15 protein-coding genes and 5 tRNA genes are annotated in these 15,472 nt (G+C 38.2%); 2 read left to right on the forward strand and 18 right to left on the reverse strand.

Annotated features, from left to right (window positions below):
* Window positions 1-21: 21 nt before the first annotated feature.
* The 17 genes from PCI70_RS02870 to PCI70_RS02950 all read right to left on the reverse strand — a co-directional run bounded on the left by PCI70_RS02870 (window position 22) and on the right by PCI70_RS02950 (window position 12,701).
* A tRNA-Trp gene (locus tag PCI70_RS02870) sits at window positions 22-97 on the reverse strand.
* 43 nt (window positions 98-140) lie between these two features.
* On the reverse strand, window positions 141-1,331 hold the full coding sequence (gene tuf, locus PCI70_RS02875) for an elongation factor Tu (RefSeq protein WP_269913849.1): 1,191 nt from the start codon (window positions 1,329-1,331) through the stop codon (window positions 141-143).
* Window positions 1,332-1,482: 151 nt separating this feature from the next.
* Window positions 1,483-1,557, reverse strand: a tRNA-Thr gene (locus tag PCI70_RS02880).
* 13 nt (window positions 1,558-1,570) lie between these two features.
* Window positions 1,571-1,646: transfer RNA gene (locus PCI70_RS02885), tRNA-Gly, on the reverse strand.
* Window positions 1,647-1,680: 34 nt separating this feature from the next.
* Window positions 1,681-1,764 (reverse strand) — tRNA-Tyr (locus tag PCI70_RS02890).
* A 55-nt stretch (window positions 1,765-1,819) separates the two neighbouring features.
* Window positions 1,820-1,895, reverse strand: a tRNA-Thr gene (locus PCI70_RS02895).
* A gap of 99 nt (window positions 1,896-1,994) precedes the next feature.
* Window positions 1,995-3,488 carry an anthranilate synthase component I gene (gene trpE, locus PCI70_RS02900; RefSeq protein ID WP_269913850.1) on the reverse strand — a complete coding sequence of 498 codons (1,494 nt, stop codon included), beginning with the start codon at window positions 3,486-3,488 and terminating at the stop codon, window positions 1,995-1,997.
* A 92-nt stretch (window positions 3,489-3,580) separates the two neighbouring features.
* A complete protein-coding gene (locus PCI70_RS02905; RefSeq protein WP_269913851.1) occupies window positions 3,581-4,237 on the reverse strand; it encodes a phosphoglycolate phosphatase in 657 nt (218 codons plus the stop codon).
* 56 nt (window positions 4,238-4,293) lie between these two features.
* A complete protein-coding gene (locus PCI70_RS02910) occupies window positions 4,294-4,905 on the reverse strand; it encodes an FHA domain-containing protein (RefSeq protein ID WP_269913995.1) in 612 nt (203 codons plus the stop codon).
* A gap of 80 nt (window positions 4,906-4,985) precedes the next feature.
* Window positions 4,986-5,309 (reverse strand): H-NS histone family protein, encoded by a 324-nt coding sequence (locus PCI70_RS02915; protein WP_269913852.1) that lies wholly within the window; start codon window positions 5,307-5,309, stop codon window positions 4,986-4,988.
* Window positions 5,310-5,434: 125 nt separating this feature from the next.
* Window positions 5,435-6,991: an APC family permease gene (locus tag PCI70_RS02920; protein WP_269913853.1), complete on the reverse strand. Its 1,557-nt coding sequence runs from the start codon at window positions 6,989-6,991 to the stop codon at window positions 5,435-5,437.
* Window positions 6,992-7,071: 80 nt separating this feature from the next.
* Entirely contained in the window at window positions 7,072-8,271 is a 1,200-nt protein-coding gene (locus tag PCI70_RS02925; protein WP_269913854.1) for a heme biosynthesis protein HemY, read from the reverse strand.
* Window positions 8,268-9,095, reverse strand: a complete 828-nt coding sequence (locus PCI70_RS02930; protein ID WP_269913855.1) for a hypothetical protein — start codon at window positions 9,093-9,095, stop codon at window positions 8,268-8,270. The genes PCI70_RS02925 and PCI70_RS02930 overlap by 4 nt, the downstream gene beginning before the upstream one ends.
* Window positions 9,092-9,820, reverse strand: coding sequence for a uroporphyrinogen-III synthase (locus tag PCI70_RS02935; protein ID WP_269913856.1), 729 nt, complete (start codon window positions 9,818-9,820; stop codon window positions 9,092-9,094). The genes PCI70_RS02930 and PCI70_RS02935 overlap by 4 nt, the downstream gene beginning before the upstream one ends.
* Window positions 9,820-10,740: a hydroxymethylbilane synthase gene (gene hemC / locus PCI70_RS02940; protein WP_269913857.1), complete on the reverse strand. Its 921-nt coding sequence runs from the start codon at window positions 10,738-10,740 to the stop codon at window positions 9,820-9,822. The genes PCI70_RS02935 and hemC overlap by 1 nt, the downstream gene beginning before the upstream one ends.
* Window positions 10,741-10,809: 69 nt before the next feature.
* Window positions 10,810-11,535, reverse strand: a complete 726-nt coding sequence (locus PCI70_RS02945) for a LytR/AlgR family response regulator transcription factor (protein ID WP_269913858.1) — start codon at window positions 11,533-11,535, stop codon at window positions 10,810-10,812.
* 2 nt (window positions 11,536-11,537) lie between these two features.
* Window positions 11,538-12,701 carry a sensor histidine kinase gene (locus PCI70_RS02950; protein WP_269913859.1) on the reverse strand — a complete coding sequence of 388 codons (1,164 nt, stop codon included), beginning with the start codon at window positions 12,699-12,701 and terminating at the stop codon, window positions 11,538-11,540.
* Here PCI70_RS02950 and argH point away from each other — a divergent pair.
* Together argH and PCI70_RS02960 are read left to right on the forward strand one after the other, a co-directional pair.
* Entirely contained in the window at window positions 12,692-14,128 is a 1,437-nt protein-coding gene (gene argH, locus PCI70_RS02955) for an argininosuccinate lyase (RefSeq protein ID WP_269913860.1), read from the forward strand. The two genes, PCI70_RS02950 and argH, sit on opposite strands and share 10 nt — an antisense overlap.
* 9 nt (window positions 14,129-14,137) lie before the next feature.
* A complete protein-coding gene (locus PCI70_RS02960) occupies window positions 14,138-14,407 on the forward strand; it encodes an oxidative damage protection protein (RefSeq protein ID WP_269913861.1) in 270 nt (89 codons plus the stop codon).
* Between the two features lie 198 nt (window positions 14,408-14,605).
* On the opposite strand, the gene phoU is transcribed toward PCI70_RS02960, so the two are convergent.
* The gene (phoU, locus tag PCI70_RS02965; RefSeq protein WP_269913862.1) at window positions 14,606-15,325 is read right to left on the reverse strand and encodes a phosphate signaling complex protein PhoU; all 720 of its coding nucleotides are present in this window, start codon (window positions 15,323-15,325) and stop codon (window positions 14,606-14,608) included.
* Between the last annotated feature and the right edge of the window lie 147 nt (window positions 15,326-15,472).

Consider the following 15,472-nt stretch of genomic DNA (forward strand, 5'->3'; position numbering starts at 1 on the left):
ATCTAGCTTTAATTTTTAAAATGGCAGGCCAGGAGGGACTCGAACCCCCAACATTCGGTTTTGGAGACCGACGCTCTACCAATTGAACTACTAGCCTACAAAGTAAATCGAGAACCTAGGCTCTCGATTTAATTTTATTATTATGCAGTTACTTTAGCAACAACACCAGCACCTACAGTACGACCACCTTCACGGATCGCGAAGCGTAAGCCTGCGTCCATTGCGATTGGGTGGATCAATTCTACTGACATTTCAACGTTGTCACCTGGCATAACCATTTCAACGCCGTCTTGTAATTGGATCGCACCAGTTACGTCAGTTGTACGGAAGTAGAACTGTGGACGGTAACCATTTAAGAATGGAGTATGACGGCCACCTTCGTCTTTAGAAAGTACGTATACTTCTGCATCAAACTTAGTGTGTGGCTTGATCGTACCTGGTTTAGCTAATACTTGACCACGTTGTACGTCTTCACGCTTAGTACCACGTAAAAGTACACCACAGTTCTCGCCTGCACGACCTTCGTCAAGCAATTTACGGAACATTTCAACGCCAGTTACAGTTGTCTTCGTAGTATCTTTGATACCAACGATTTCAATTTCTTCACCAACTTTTACGATACCCGCTTCTACACGACCTGTTACTACAGTACCACGACCAGAAATAGAGAATACGTCCTCGATTGGCATCAAGAATGCTTTGTCGATTGCGCGCTCTGGCTCAGGAATATAAGAATCTAAGGCTTCTACAAGTGCAATTACAGCTGACTCGCCATATTGACCTTGGTCAGCGTTAAGTGCAGCTAAAGCTGAACCACGGATTACTGGAGTGTCATCACCAGGGAAATCGTAAGCAGATAGAAGTTCACGAACTTCCATTTCTACTAATTCAAGTAATTCTTCGTCATCTACAAGGTCGCATTTGTTTAAGAATACAACGATATAAGGTACACCTACCTGACGAGAAAGAAGGATGTGCTCACGTGTTTGTGGCATTGGGCCGTCAGTTGCAGCACATACTAAAATCGCGCCATCCATTTGAGCCGCACCAGTGATCATGTTTTTAACATAATCGGCGTGACCTGGACAGTCTACGTGCGCGTAGTGACGAGTTGGAGAATCGTATTCTACGTGTGATGTATTAATTGTAATACCACGTGCTTTTTCTTCAGGTGCAGAGTCGATTGCTGCGTAATCTTTCGCTTCACCGCCGTAAGTTTTTGCACAAATTGTTGCAATAGCAGCAGTTAAAGTTGTTTTACCATGGTCAACGTGACCGATTGTACCCACGTTTACGTGTGGTTTATTACGTTCAAACTTGGCTTTAGCCATGATGATCTTCCTCGTTTACGTCGAACCAAAAACTGATTGATTCAGCACATCGACATATCGCCTAAAAAAATTAGACACCCAATACTTTAAAAGCAGACTAATAAGCCTGCTTTCTTTAAACTTTGTAGAATAATCTACTAAACTGTATATTTGGAGCTCTTATCCAGATTTGAACTGGAGACCTCTCCCTTACCAAGGGAGTGCTCTACCACTGAGCTATAAGAGCGATACAACTTCGATGGAGCGGGAGACGAGGGTCGAACTCGCGACATGCAGCTTGGAAGGCTGCCGCTCTACCAACTGAGCTACTCCCGCATGTTGGTATACACCACTTCAGTCGAAGTAAGGTTGGTGGTGAGAGAAGGATTCGAACCTTCGAAACTTTCGTAGCGGAGTTACAGTCCGCCCCCTTTGACCGCTCGGGAATCTCACCATATCACACTTATTTTCAGTGTTGTTCTGTACTTTAACGCTTGACCACTTTAAGATGGTGCCGACACTCGGATTCGAACTGAGGACCTACTGATTACAAGTCAGTTGCTCTACCAACTGAGCTATGTCGGCGTTTTCTTAATGTTTCGTACGTTTCGTATCGGAACGGTGTGCAGTTTAGCAAATTATTAAATTGATGCAAGTGCTTTTTAAAAAAAAAATGAAAAAAACTTATAAAATCAGTCCAGTTGATGATAATTCAACCGCTTTGATCACTGCACGCGCTTTTATTTGCGTTTCATTCCATTCTGCATCAGGATTTGAGTCTGCAACTAAACCTGCACCTGCTTGTACATACACCTGATTTTCTTTAATAACACATGTACGAATGGCAATTGACATGTCCATATCACCATGCCAGCTTAAATACCCCACTGCACCGCCAAAAACACCACGTTTAACAGGTTCTACTTCGTCAATAATTTCCATTGCACGAATTTTAGGGGCACCTGAAAGTGTACCTGCGGGAAATGTTGCTTTAAATACATCTAAGGCATCAACATTATCTTGTACTTCACCTTGTACATTAGAAACAATATGCATAACGTGTGAGTAACGTTCAATGACCATTTTATCTGTCACTTGAACTTTACCAATTTTAGAAACACGCCCAACATCGTTGCGTCCCAAATCAATGAGCATAAGATGTTCAGCGATTTCTTTTTCGTCTGCTAACAGTTCTTGTTCTAAGGCTAAGTCTTCTTGCTTTGTTTTACCTCGTGGACGGGTACCTGCGAGCGGACGTACAGTAGCTATACCATTTTCTAAGCGCGATAAGATTTCTGGTGACGAGCCGACAATATGAAATGGTTTTTGATCTTCTAATGTATGCCCTTGAACTAAAAAAAGGTAAGGTGATGGGTTTAAGTGTCTAAGTGCACGATATACTTGTAATGCTTCGCCATCAAAATAAGACACCATACGATGTCCAGGGACAACCTGCATGACATCGCCCGCTCGAATATATTCTTTGACTGTTTCTACAGAGGCTTTGTAAGCATCTTCCCCTGTAATAGAGGTGAATTTGGGTGCTGTATGTGGTTTTGCATGCAAGCGAATTGGATTTTCTAAGTATTTTTCAATTTGATCGAGTTTTGCTTGGGCATCTTCATAGCTTTCATTATGGTTGATATCAGCATGCACAATAATAAAGAGTGTACCTTTTAAGTTATCAAATACTATCACAGTTTTAGAAAGCATCATCCAAATGTCAGGTAATCCAACAGGATCTTGATTAGGAATATTCTTAAGTTTTGGTTCTATATACCGTACAGCATCGTAACCAAAGTAACCTACTAAGCCACCTGTAAATTTAGGAAGCTCTGGTAATTCTTGTTGTGTTGGTACTTTAAATTGTGATTGAAAGTGGCGAATAAACGTAAATGGGTCGGCACATTGTTGCGTGGTGATATGTCCCTCAGGTGTTTGAATTTTTAACTCACCTTCATTACAAGAAAAAATTGTAGACTCACCCAAACCAATAATAGAGTAGCGTGCCCACTTTTCCCCACCTTCTACCGACTCAAACAAGTAAGCAGGTAAGTTTTTTTCTAGGCGTGCATATACAGAAAGTGGTGTGTCAGTGTCTGCAAGGCGACGGCGATAAACAGGAATAGTATTAAAGCCTTGCGCTTTAAGTTGCTCATATTTTTGTGATGTCATCATGTTGAAATGCTCAAGTTAATTTAAAGATCAATTTGGTTTAATCGAAAGGTCTTATGAGCAACGCCATCGAAAAAGCATTTCAACCATCATTTTTAATTCCTTAATAGTATATTTAGGTTGGCAACCACCCGTGTTGGCTGACTGTTTTGAATATCTTTGCCATGATTATAACCATAGCTTACTGCGATACAATCAATTCCTGCGGCTTTTGCAGCTTGAATATCATGCTGTGAGTCACCTATCATCAGTGTTTGGTGTGCTGGTATATTAAACTGTTGCATCGCATAGTGTAATGGTAATGGATCTGGTTTTCTTCGTTGTAGGCTATCACCGCCTAAGATCAATTTAAAATATTGTTCTATATTCAGATGGTTGAGCAAGATCGTCGCTAAATGATGTGGTTTATTGGTAATACACGCTAAGATATGTTTTTGTTGATCACATGTTTTTAAAAACTCGACTACACCTTTATATAACTGACTATACTGGCAAACATTTTGTTTGTAATATGCTAAATAGCGTGTCATTAATTCTTGTTCTTGATTGATATCAGACGCAACGTGTTTCAATACATCAATGCACAGTTGTTGTGTTCCTTTGCCAATCCAATTTTGAATTTGAGCATACGTCACTTGTGATAGATTCATATCCTGAAGTGCTAAATTCATGGCATAAGCAATATCATGTGCTGTATCGATTAATGTTCCATCTAAGTCACATAAAATCAGTTTTTTATTTTGAATATCCATATTCAACCTTTTATAAAAAAGGCATGCGTTGCATGCCTTAATAATGACGCATGTGATTATCTAAAAAAGAAAAACCAGACCATTGCAGCAATTAACAGAATAATAATGACTGTTATCAGCCCAACAGATGCATTTTTCTGTTGTTCAACTTCTTTAGCGATATCACTATTTTGTGGTTGAGCAATTGTTTTTGGTTGTGGCTGTACTTCTAAATCTACATGCTCAGGAATGGGTGCAGGTTTTGGAATATCCACATGTTGTGGTACACCATCTTTCGAAATTGGTGTTTCTTTAGCACGTTCTTCTAGCGTTGGCATTCCTTTATCTATCACTTGCTCTGCTTCTTTAATTTCTTGAGCGGTTGGCTCATTTTGTTGTGCAGGCGCAACAAGAGAAAAACGTAAATTTGCAAATTGAATTACATCGTTATTTTTTAGACGTGTAGGTTCTTCTATTCTTAAATCATTTACAAATGTGCCATTTGATGACTTTAGATCTTCTAACCATAACGTATCATCTTTAATGTGGAAAGCAGCATGACGACGTGAGATTTCGGAAGATTGCAATACAATATCGCAGTCTTGATGACGTCCTACCAACATATCACGATCTATTGTGATATTTTGACCATTGAGTTCATTTGAAATGGCTTGCAGTGTCCAGTTCATCATAATTTTCTCATTTTCGCTTTTCATAACATCATAGCATGTTTGTTGAAAGCCATACTTTTTGGTATGGCTGTTATGTACTAAATTAGAAAGTCTTCTAATTTTGCACCCTTTTTAAGTTCTGCAACTAACCAGCGCGGTTGTTTACCACGTCCTGTCCATGTGTCTTGCGGATGATTATGGTTACGAAAACGAGGCTCAACTTTTTTACGTGATGTCGTTTTATGTTTTTGCGCGCCTTGCTCAATCAGTTGTTCAACTGTTAAATCTAGCTTGGCAGCAATTTCAACCACTTGTTGGTACGCATTTTGAATTTCGTTTTCTTTTTTTGAAGCAATCAAACTTTCTGCTTCTTGCTGTAAACGCTTTAATTCATCAACACTTAATTCACTAATATCTTGCATGAGAGAAACTCCAAAAAATTATTATAAAAATTACGCAAAATATATTAATCAATAATTTTAAGGGTGTATATAATTAATATATCTTGCTTATATTGTATTATATTAAATTCTGAGTTTAGCATAATTTATAAATTTGAAAAATTCTTTATATTATCTATTTTCTTCATATACCAAGCACCATTATAAACAGCAATAAAATAAAAGAAGTAAGCGATGATAGCGACAATAAATGACATATAGGGTTCAGGTAGTAAATTTATTCCACCAAAATTTCCTATATAAGATAATAAAATCAGTAAAAGTATATAAGCAATAAAATATAATCCACCTATAATTTCTTCTGTTTTATTTTTATTAATAATATGAAGAACACCATAACCAATTAAACCCAAAATAATGCCTGCAAATGCGAGTTGGATTTTGCTCCATTTTGTCCAATAAATTAAAAGTGTTGCTAATACAAAAGCGATAGGTGCAATAAATTGCATACCAGGTAGACCCTGTTCTTTAGTGACACCTACTTTTCTAAATACCATGACGGTGACACAAGCTGAAGCATATTTAAAGACACTGATTGCGCCTACAATCGCAATAATCGCTGTCCAACTTTTAAGTGGAAATAAGAATAATAGACCGACTACAAAATTTAAGATAAGTGCACGTGTAGGCACACCAAAACGTGGATGGATAACACCAAAATAACGTGGTACAAAACCACTTTTTGCCATACCAAAAACATGGCGTGATGTGCCTGCTGTATAGGTCAAAGCTGAACCAGTTGGCGATACCATCGCGTCTGCTGTAATGATCCAAGACAACCACACGACATTAATCAAAATTGCTAAGTTTGCAAAAGGTGAATCAAAATGAATATTGCTCCATCCGTGTGCAAGTAGCTCAGGTTGAATTGCACCAATAAAGACCGTTTGTAGTGCTACATATAACAATGCTGCAAGAATGAGAGAGGTAATTAATGCTAAAGGAATATTACGCTTTGGATTACTGACCTCACCTCCCATCATGACCACATTTCCAAAGCCGGTATAGGCAAAGAAAATACCACTGGTTAAAATAGCACTTAGACTTGCGCCAAAGCCATTAGGTGCAAAACCTTGACTAGTAAAGTTTTCACTATGAAATCCTGATACTAAAAAAACAAGAATAGTGAGTAAAGGTACAAGAAATTTAAGAACAGTAATAACCGTATTGGTAACTGCAAATAACTTGACGCCAAAATAGTTAAATACGACAAAAAAGACCATTAATGCACTGGCAGATAAAATACCTTGAGAAGTCAGTTGTTGCGTTTGCGTATTATAAAGATGCGGATAAAATTGATTGGCATATTGAATAACGCCTGCCGACTCAACAGGTGCCGTAGCACAATAACCTAACCAAATAGAATAACTGGTTACTGTAGCGAGCATTTTGCCATGAGAATATAAAGGATAACGTCCAAGCCCACCTGTTTCAGGCTTTACACGCCCAAGCTCGGCATAAATAAGCGCAATAAATATAATAACAACAGCACCAATCATCCAAGAAAGGATAGCAGCAGGTCCTGCAAGTTGCGCTGTCACATAGGGTCCAAAAAGCCAACTAGAACCAATAATGCCACCTAAAGACAGTGCTGTTAAAGACCAAAACCCGATTTTCTTTTTTAGATATTGCTCTTGTTGCATACATAATCTCCATTTTGAAATTAGATATGCAATGTTTATGCCTTAATTAATCTTAAATAAATCATATATTACGATTATTATTAAGATAAATTCAGTTTTAGAAAATTCGTATCACTCTCAAAAATAACATTTAACTCTTGAATTAAGCCTTCATCGTTTTTAATTTTGTCTTTAACTCTTAAATAACTCATTAAAATATGATTTGGATAAAGTATTAATAATTGATCTGCTTTTTCTTTTTGGTCTGTCGCTTGATATATATGCCATTTTGCAAAAGTAAAAATAGGTACTTCTGAATATTTACTTTCCCACAGCTCAATTGTTTTTTCGATTTTGATATAATCAGGACATGAACATAATATTTGCTGTTCAAACCACATATAAAATACTTCTGAATTAAAACGTTCTTGCAATAACAGCTCAACTAACTGTTCATGTTCAACCGCCATTTCAGGTAAGCGTGCGAGTATTTTAAGCCACAATACTTTATTTTCATAAATGCTTAGAAAAATATAATCATCTCGCATTAATAAATAACGCTGTTTTAAATTTTCTAAATCTTCAAAAGTGGCTTGGTCAAATGTTGCTAAAACTTGTGTCAGCCATTGCATTTTATCCGTTTCATTTAAGTGCCCAAAACGTGTCGATGTCAAATATAACCATGGAAAAACAATCGCAAATCGTCCCCATAATGTCGTGAGTTTATGCTGATATCCTTGTTGAATATCCATCAACCACGGTGACAATTCATGCTGATTTAAAAATTCTAAATGGGTAAGCGCTTCCAATCCTTGCTGATTTGCCAAATAAAGCTCAATACGTTGTAATTCAGCTAATTCAAACGCATTAGGTGGTGCCTCTTTTAATAAATTTAGTGCAACATCAAACTGCTGTTGTTTCCATAAAAATGAGGCATGTACGACATCTTTAAGTAACCCTGATTGATCAAAAATACCTCGCACCATGCCTTTTTTTTCTTGATCAGCTTCTAACAACCACAAAATTGCAAGTTTTTCATAAGGATGTAATGCCGAGAAGCTAAACACTTCAGTCTGAATACGTTTTTTGCGAGTTAAATACTTTTTGCATAATAGCCACAATATTTGACCAAGAAAACTGAGTAAACCAAGTAATCCACATATCACCCATATATTGGTTTGTAATTGCCAACCATGAAAAAATACATATACATAGCCTGCCCCATTGCCATAGCTCAGTAAACTTAGAACAGCAATGACCAATACACAAATAATGGCATAGGATATCAAGAGTTGTTTCATATTAAGCCTAATGTTGCTAACTGTGGCGCAGGAATCACAGGAAGTTGTTTCGCTTTATTCAATAGTTGAGAAATTTCAGTTTTATTAAGGCTCGGTGCTTGATTAAGTTGGTTCAGTAATTCACTTAACGTTTTTTGATAATCTACATACTGCCCTAATGCTAATTGCTGTTGTGCTAACACTGCTTTAAGCTGAATTTCCTTAATCACCAAGTTTTGATTCATTAACTGAGATTGTGCTTGCTGTACAGGCTGAATATCAAACCAACGTTGCCAAAAAGATGTGGTTTTAGGTTGATAGTGCTGATTAGTTTGCGTAAGTTGCTTCTGAATAGCATCATTCAAATTTTCAAATAGTTGATTAAGCTGAACCAGTTGTTGTGCTTGTTGATTATGATACTGCTCAATGCGTTGCTGATCTTTATCAAGTGCCTCGTATAAACTTTGTTGTAATGCAGGTGCAATTGAATATTGGCTCATCCGGTGGCGTAAAACTTGAATTTGTTCAATAGCATATAAATCTTGATGCTGTTGTACTGCAAAACGAATCAGTTGTAAATGTTGACGAATAAGTACAATAGGATCAATCGCACCCTGCGCAACTTCATGAACCACTATATTTTCTTTACTATTGGTTAAATGACTTTGTACTTGGCGTTGCAGTGCCACAAATTGGTCATTCAGATTATCTTTAGACTGCTCGACTTGTGTAATCTGTGTTTTTAATCTGTCTATCTGATCTGTCGATTGAATCAAATCATATTGAAGCTTTGCGCCCCAAAGTGCACCTAATATAACGATGACCACGACACGCTTCTTCATCATGCCTCCTTTACAGCCTCTTGTATGCTTTTTGGGGTTAAATTTTGAATTTGCCGAACCAATAATGCGGTATGCTGTACAAGCTGTGTTAAACGCTCACCTAAAGTTAAATAAATACATTGCTTTATTAAATAGGGATAGTGTTTACATAACAGAAGCCAATTATGCCAACTTGCTTCACTGCTAATACACACAAATATAGGCATATTATGTTGAATATATCTTAAGTTTTGTTTAAAAATTTGAGGACTGTGATCGGGTAGCTGACGGTAATATAAGCAAAAGTTAAGGATTGTTGTACCTTGAGCCTGTAGATGTTGCATCATAAATTGTCGTCCGCCTCGTCCACGCCAAAACGCAACACACCCTTTATTAATATTACGTAAAATAGGCAGTTGTAACATGCCCTCGGATGTTTCTAATTCTGGAATATACGCATTTATTCCCACTTTTTGTAAGACTTGCGCTGTGGTTTTACCAACTGCAATCCATTGAATATGTTCAAGCTGTTCTAACGATACACCGCTTTTTTTAAGACCATCTAAACCTAATTGAGCTGCTGTTGGACTCACCACCACCACCACTTGTGCTTGAGCCAGCTGCTGATATTGCTCAATATCAATTTTATTTGGTACAAGCTCTAACAATGGCAACTCAAGCACAGGAAAATCCAGTGCTTGAGTGAGATGGTATGCCCGTTCAGTCGGGCGTGTATTGATAAATAGCATTAGTCATGCAGTGCTTGAAGCAACTCTCCTGCACCTTGTTTTAATAAATCTTGTGCAAGTGCCTCACCCAACGCTTCTGCATGTGCCATATGTTCTTGATGAACTGCTTTAAGAAGCGTTTTCCCATCTACACTGCCTACACGCCCTTCAATGGTAATAATATCTTGATGAAGTGTGGCGTAGCCTGCTATTGGAACTTGGCATCCACCTTCTAAAAATGCATTAAATGCACGTTCGGCACGTACACAACTTTCAGTTTCATTGTGACGTAGCGGTTCAATCAATTGACGTACGACATCATCATCTGTACGACACTCTAAACCTAATGCACCCTGTCCAACTGCAGGCAAACTCATGCTTGGTGGTAGAGTATGACGAATTCGGCTTGCAAGTTCTAAACGCTTCAGACCTGCACTTGCTAAAATAATCGCATCGTATAAACCACTATCTAGTTTTGATAAACGTGTACCCACATTGCCACGTAAATCATGAATGACTAAATCTGGACGAGCATACAAAATTTGGCACTTACGGCGTAAACTTGAAGTACCTACAATTGCACCTTGAGGCAAATCATCAAAAGAAGCATAAGTATTAGATACAAAAGCATCTAATGGATCTTCACGCTCGCAAATAACGGCTAACTCTAACCCTTGAGGAAGTTGCATAGGCACATCTTTCATTGAGTGGACTGCAAGGTCTGCACGCCCATCAAATAAGGCATTTTCTAATTCTTTTACAAATAGACCTTTACCACCAATTTTAGCCAACGGTGTATCTAAAATTTTATCACCTTGCGTCACAAATTTAACCAACTCTACATTTAAGTTTGGGTGTAGTTGCTGTAAACGCGCTTTAATATGTTCTGCTTGCCATAACGCCAAAGGACTTTGACGAGTTGCTATTTTTAATGTCTTCATAGTGTTCTTACAACATGCTCTTTAACGACTAAACTTACGCGGTTGAAATAAAAAAGCAAGTTTAGTTTCTTATAAGGACTGTAGTCGCTCACGCAACTGTGCTAAATGACGGCGACTAACCACCAAACGCTCATCGGTTTGACGAATACGCACCTGCTGTTGCCCCGCAACCGACTCTAAACCCCCTAAATATTTAACTGAAATAAGTGCATTACGGTGCACACGAATAAATAAATCGGAAAATTCTTGCTCTAAATCTTTTAGCGTTTCATCAATTAAAATTTTACCTTGCGCGTGGCGAATTGTGACATATTTTTGATCTGCTAAAAAATAATGAATGTCCTCAATGGGAATTAGCTCCATACCTCTATGAGATTTTGCCGTAATATGTTGTCGCTGTTTTTTATGCTGTTGCTCTTTTAGGCTGTTCACTTGAACTTGGTTAAAGGTAGTTAACGCTTCTAACTGTTGTTTTAATGCAGATTTGGCAATTGGTTTTAATAAATAACCATTGGCTTGAATTTGAAACGCAGTAAGTGCATGTGTATTGTCTGCGGTACAAAAAATCACTGCAGGTTTAACAGGTAACTTGGATAACTCACGCGCACATTGTAAGCCGTCCATTTGTGGCATTTGAATATCAAGTAAAATCACATCAGGTTTATAGTGTTTTGCTAACTCGACTACCTCTGCACCGTGGCTTGCTGTTGCAATGACCTCATGTCCTAAATCTTGCACCAACCTTGATAGACGAATGACCGCTAACGGCTCGTCATCACAAATCAAAATCTTCATTGTTATTCCTTGGCTTTATGCTTTAAATATTTATAACTTAAAACCGTTGTAAAGACATGATCACTTGCAGAACTTTGTAACGATGCATGACGACCATAATATGCTTTTAAACGTTGTTTTATGTTTTCTAACGCAATGCCATGACCTTGTCTGACTGACCCCATATCTTCTTGATAAGGATTAGTAATCACTATATTTACACGCGTGTCTAAAATTTCAACCAAAATACTGACTTCGCATAAACCACTAATCCGCTCCACCCCATGAAAAATACTATTTTCTAATAAGGGTTGTAAGCTCAAAAGAGGAATTTGGATGGCATCTAAATATTTTGGATTAGGCAAACGCCATGTCACATTTAAACGATCGGCTAACCGTATTTTCTCAATAGCAATATATTGTTTACAAATCCGAATTTCTTCTGCCAAGGTGACCAAACGTAATTGCTGAAAACTCACTCGAAATAGTTGCGATAAATTAATCAATGCATCTTCTGCTTTTTCAGGATCTATGGTGATTAGACTGACCACACTATTTAAACTATTAAATAAAAAATGCGGTTGAATACGTGCCTGCATGGCTTGAATTCTAGATTCTAACTCACTATTTTGCTGACGTTGCCATTGGTCACGAATATACAAATAACGTAAACAAAATGCCCCTAATAAAATGCCATAAGTTAAATGTAGGGTTAGACCATCAAATAAACGCGCTGCTGTATAATTACTTAAATTAAAAGTATGACAACAAAATGTTGCCTCTACTACATTAAGAGAGAATGTCGTCACAATCACAATCAGTTGTAAAAGTAAAAAACTGATCATCAAGCCTTTGATTTGTGAAATACGGTTAAAAAAAGCTTGAAAATAATTCACGATCACTGCAAAAGCAATCACAACCCAGTTGATATATATAATGTATTGCAATACATTAAATGACCAAATACTTTGTAAAGATTGCGATTTTGCAACCACCAGCACAAGCGCAAGTACGCAACTGGCAACAAAAAGTTCCACAATATATTGCCAATGCCCCATATTGGTAAACACATACGCTGAGGTTTTTTGTCCTTGCCGATACGTCGCATTTGCTTCAATTTGCTGTCTTGCAAAATTTTTAGAACGCACTAACCTTTTTTTTAATCGATTGAGCTGCCATGACCACATCTTCTAAAACCCCCACCACATCACAAAAGAACAACCAAACCTCTGGCATGTGGGGTGGTCGTTTCTCTGAGGCAACTGATGCCTTTGTTGCAGAATTTACCGCATCTGTACAATTTGACCAACGTTTTTATAAACAAGATATCCAAGGTTCGATTGCCCATGCCACCATGTTGGCTAAAGTAGGTGTACTTACCCAAGCAGAACGTGATGATATCATTCAAGGTTTAACTGATATTCAAAAAGAAATTGAAGCAGGTCAATTTAATTGGCGTGTTGACTTAGAAGATGTTCATATGAACATTGAAGCACAACTCACTCAGCGTATTGGCATTACAGGTAAAAAATTACACACAGGACGTAGCCGTAACGACCAAGTAGCCACTGACATTCGTCTTTATCTACGTGATGAAATTGATGCAACGCTTGCAACGCTTAAACGCCTTCAGCTTGGACTTTTAGAGTTGGCATCTAAAAATACGGATACTATTATGCCAGGCTTTACCCACCTACAAACGGCGCAACCTGTCACTTTTGGTCATCATCTTTTAGCTTGGTTTGAAATGCTTGTACGTGATTCAGAGCGTTTAATTGATTGCCGTAAACGTGTTAACCGTCTACCACTTGGTGCAGCAGCACTAGCAGGCACAACTTACCCAATCGAACGTGCTTATACCGCAGAACTATTAGGTTTTGATGGCGTATGTGAAAACTCACTGGATGCTGTATCAGACCGTGACTTTGCCATTGAATTTAACGCTGCTGCCTCTTTAATTATGATGCATTTATCGCGTATGTCTGAAGAGCTTATTTTGTGGACATCAGCACAGTTCAAATTTGTTCAAATTCCTGACCGTTTTTGTACAGGCTCATCAATCATGCCACAAAAGAAAAACCCAGATGTACCCGAGCTTGTACGTGGTAAATCAGGGCGTGTATTTGGTGATTTAATCAGTTTGCTTACGCTCATGAAAGGTCAGCCATTGGCATATAACAAAGATAACCAAGAAGACAAAGAGCCATTATTTGATGCGATTGATACCGTACGTGGTAGCTTAATGGCATTTGCCGACATGGTTCCTGCACTTGTACCAAACATTGAAGAAATGCGCGAAGCAGCATTACGTGGCTTCTCAACAGCAACAGACCTTGCCGACTATTTAGTGAAAAAAGGTGTGGCGTTTCGTGATGCACACGAAATTGTAGGTAAAGCCGTTGCTTTAGGTGTTCAAGAGAAAAAAGACTTATCTGAGTTAACCCTTGAACAATTACAACAATTTTCTGACCTGATTACTGCCGATGTGTTTGATAAAGCGTTAACATTAGAAGCATCTGTAAGTGCACGTGACCATATTGGTGGCACAGCACCTGCACAAGTTCAAGCTGCTATTGAACGTGCGCACACACGTTTGGCACAAATCTACGCATAGGATACAACCATGACACGACAAGTAATTTGCCGTAAGTACCAAACAGAAATGGAAGGTTTAGACTTTGCTCCATTTCCAGGTGCTAAAGGACAAGAATACTTTGATACGGTTTCTAAACAAGCATGGCAAGAATGGTTAAAACACCAAACGACGCTCATTAATGAGAAACGCTTAAATGTATTTGAGCCTGATGCTAAAAAGTTTTTAGAAGAACAACGTGAAAAGTTTTTCAGTAATGATGCTTCTGTTGAACATGCAGAAGGTTGGAAGCCTGAGTAACACAAAAAGACCTTGTACACACAAGGTCTTTTACTTTATGAAGAGATAGATACATTCTTTTACAGATGGTATGTATAACAACACCATCTTTTACAAGAGTGCCCAAGACATCGTTGCTAAATTTTCATACTATGAATTTATAGCAAAGCAACTCGCTATCTCTTTTCTCCCAAACCTCCCCCAAGGTTTGGGTTTTTTTTACTCATGTACTTTTTGTTCAATTTCATCCACACTGGTATGACGCACATCTAAGCCTTTAGCAATATAAATCACCTGCTCAGAAATATTACGTGCATGATCGCCAATACGTTCTAATGCTCGTAACACCCAAAGTACATTCATCACGCGTGAAATAGAACGTGGATCCTCAATCATATACGTCATTAGTGTTCTTGTAGCAGACTGATACTCACGATCAATATCCGCATCTGCGCGCAATACAAGTAATGCTTGTTCTGCGTCCACTCGTGCAAATGCATCTAATGCATCATGAATCATGACTCGCACCTGATTTCCAATATGCCGTGTTTCCATAAAGCCATGCGTAGACTGCCCCGCTTCACATAAATCTTGTGCAATACGAGCAATTTTTGCTGCCTCATCGCCAATACGCTCTAAATCTGTATTGGCTTTACTCATGGCAATCACCATACGCAAATCAATCGCAGCAGGGTGACGGCGCGCCAAAATAAGCGTTAAACTTTCATCAATTTCACGCTCAAGCTGATTGACGGTATTTTCTTTTTCGCCCACTTCTTTTGCAAGTTTTGAATTGGCATCTAACAATGCATGAATAGCATGTGTCACTTGATGTTCGACCAAGCCCCCCATGCCCATAAACTTTGCATTCGCTTCTTGTAATTCTTCATTAAATTGTGACGAAATATGATGAGCGAGCATTGGATTTTTTAAGCTCAAGAGATGCTCCAAGTCATAAATAAAGAGGCGTATTTAAGCACAAGCAACATGACGCTTTTATGACAAATTGCGACAAGTCACTTTAACATTTCTTGACATATTCACCACGCTGTAGGCAATTACACACAGTTTGGTAAATTCTTTAAC

The sequence above is a fragment of the Acinetobacter sp. HY1485 genome, from assembly GCF_027568475.1.
In the GTDB taxonomy this organism is placed as follows: Bacteria; Pseudomonadota; Gammaproteobacteria; order Pseudomonadales; family Moraxellaceae; genus Acinetobacter.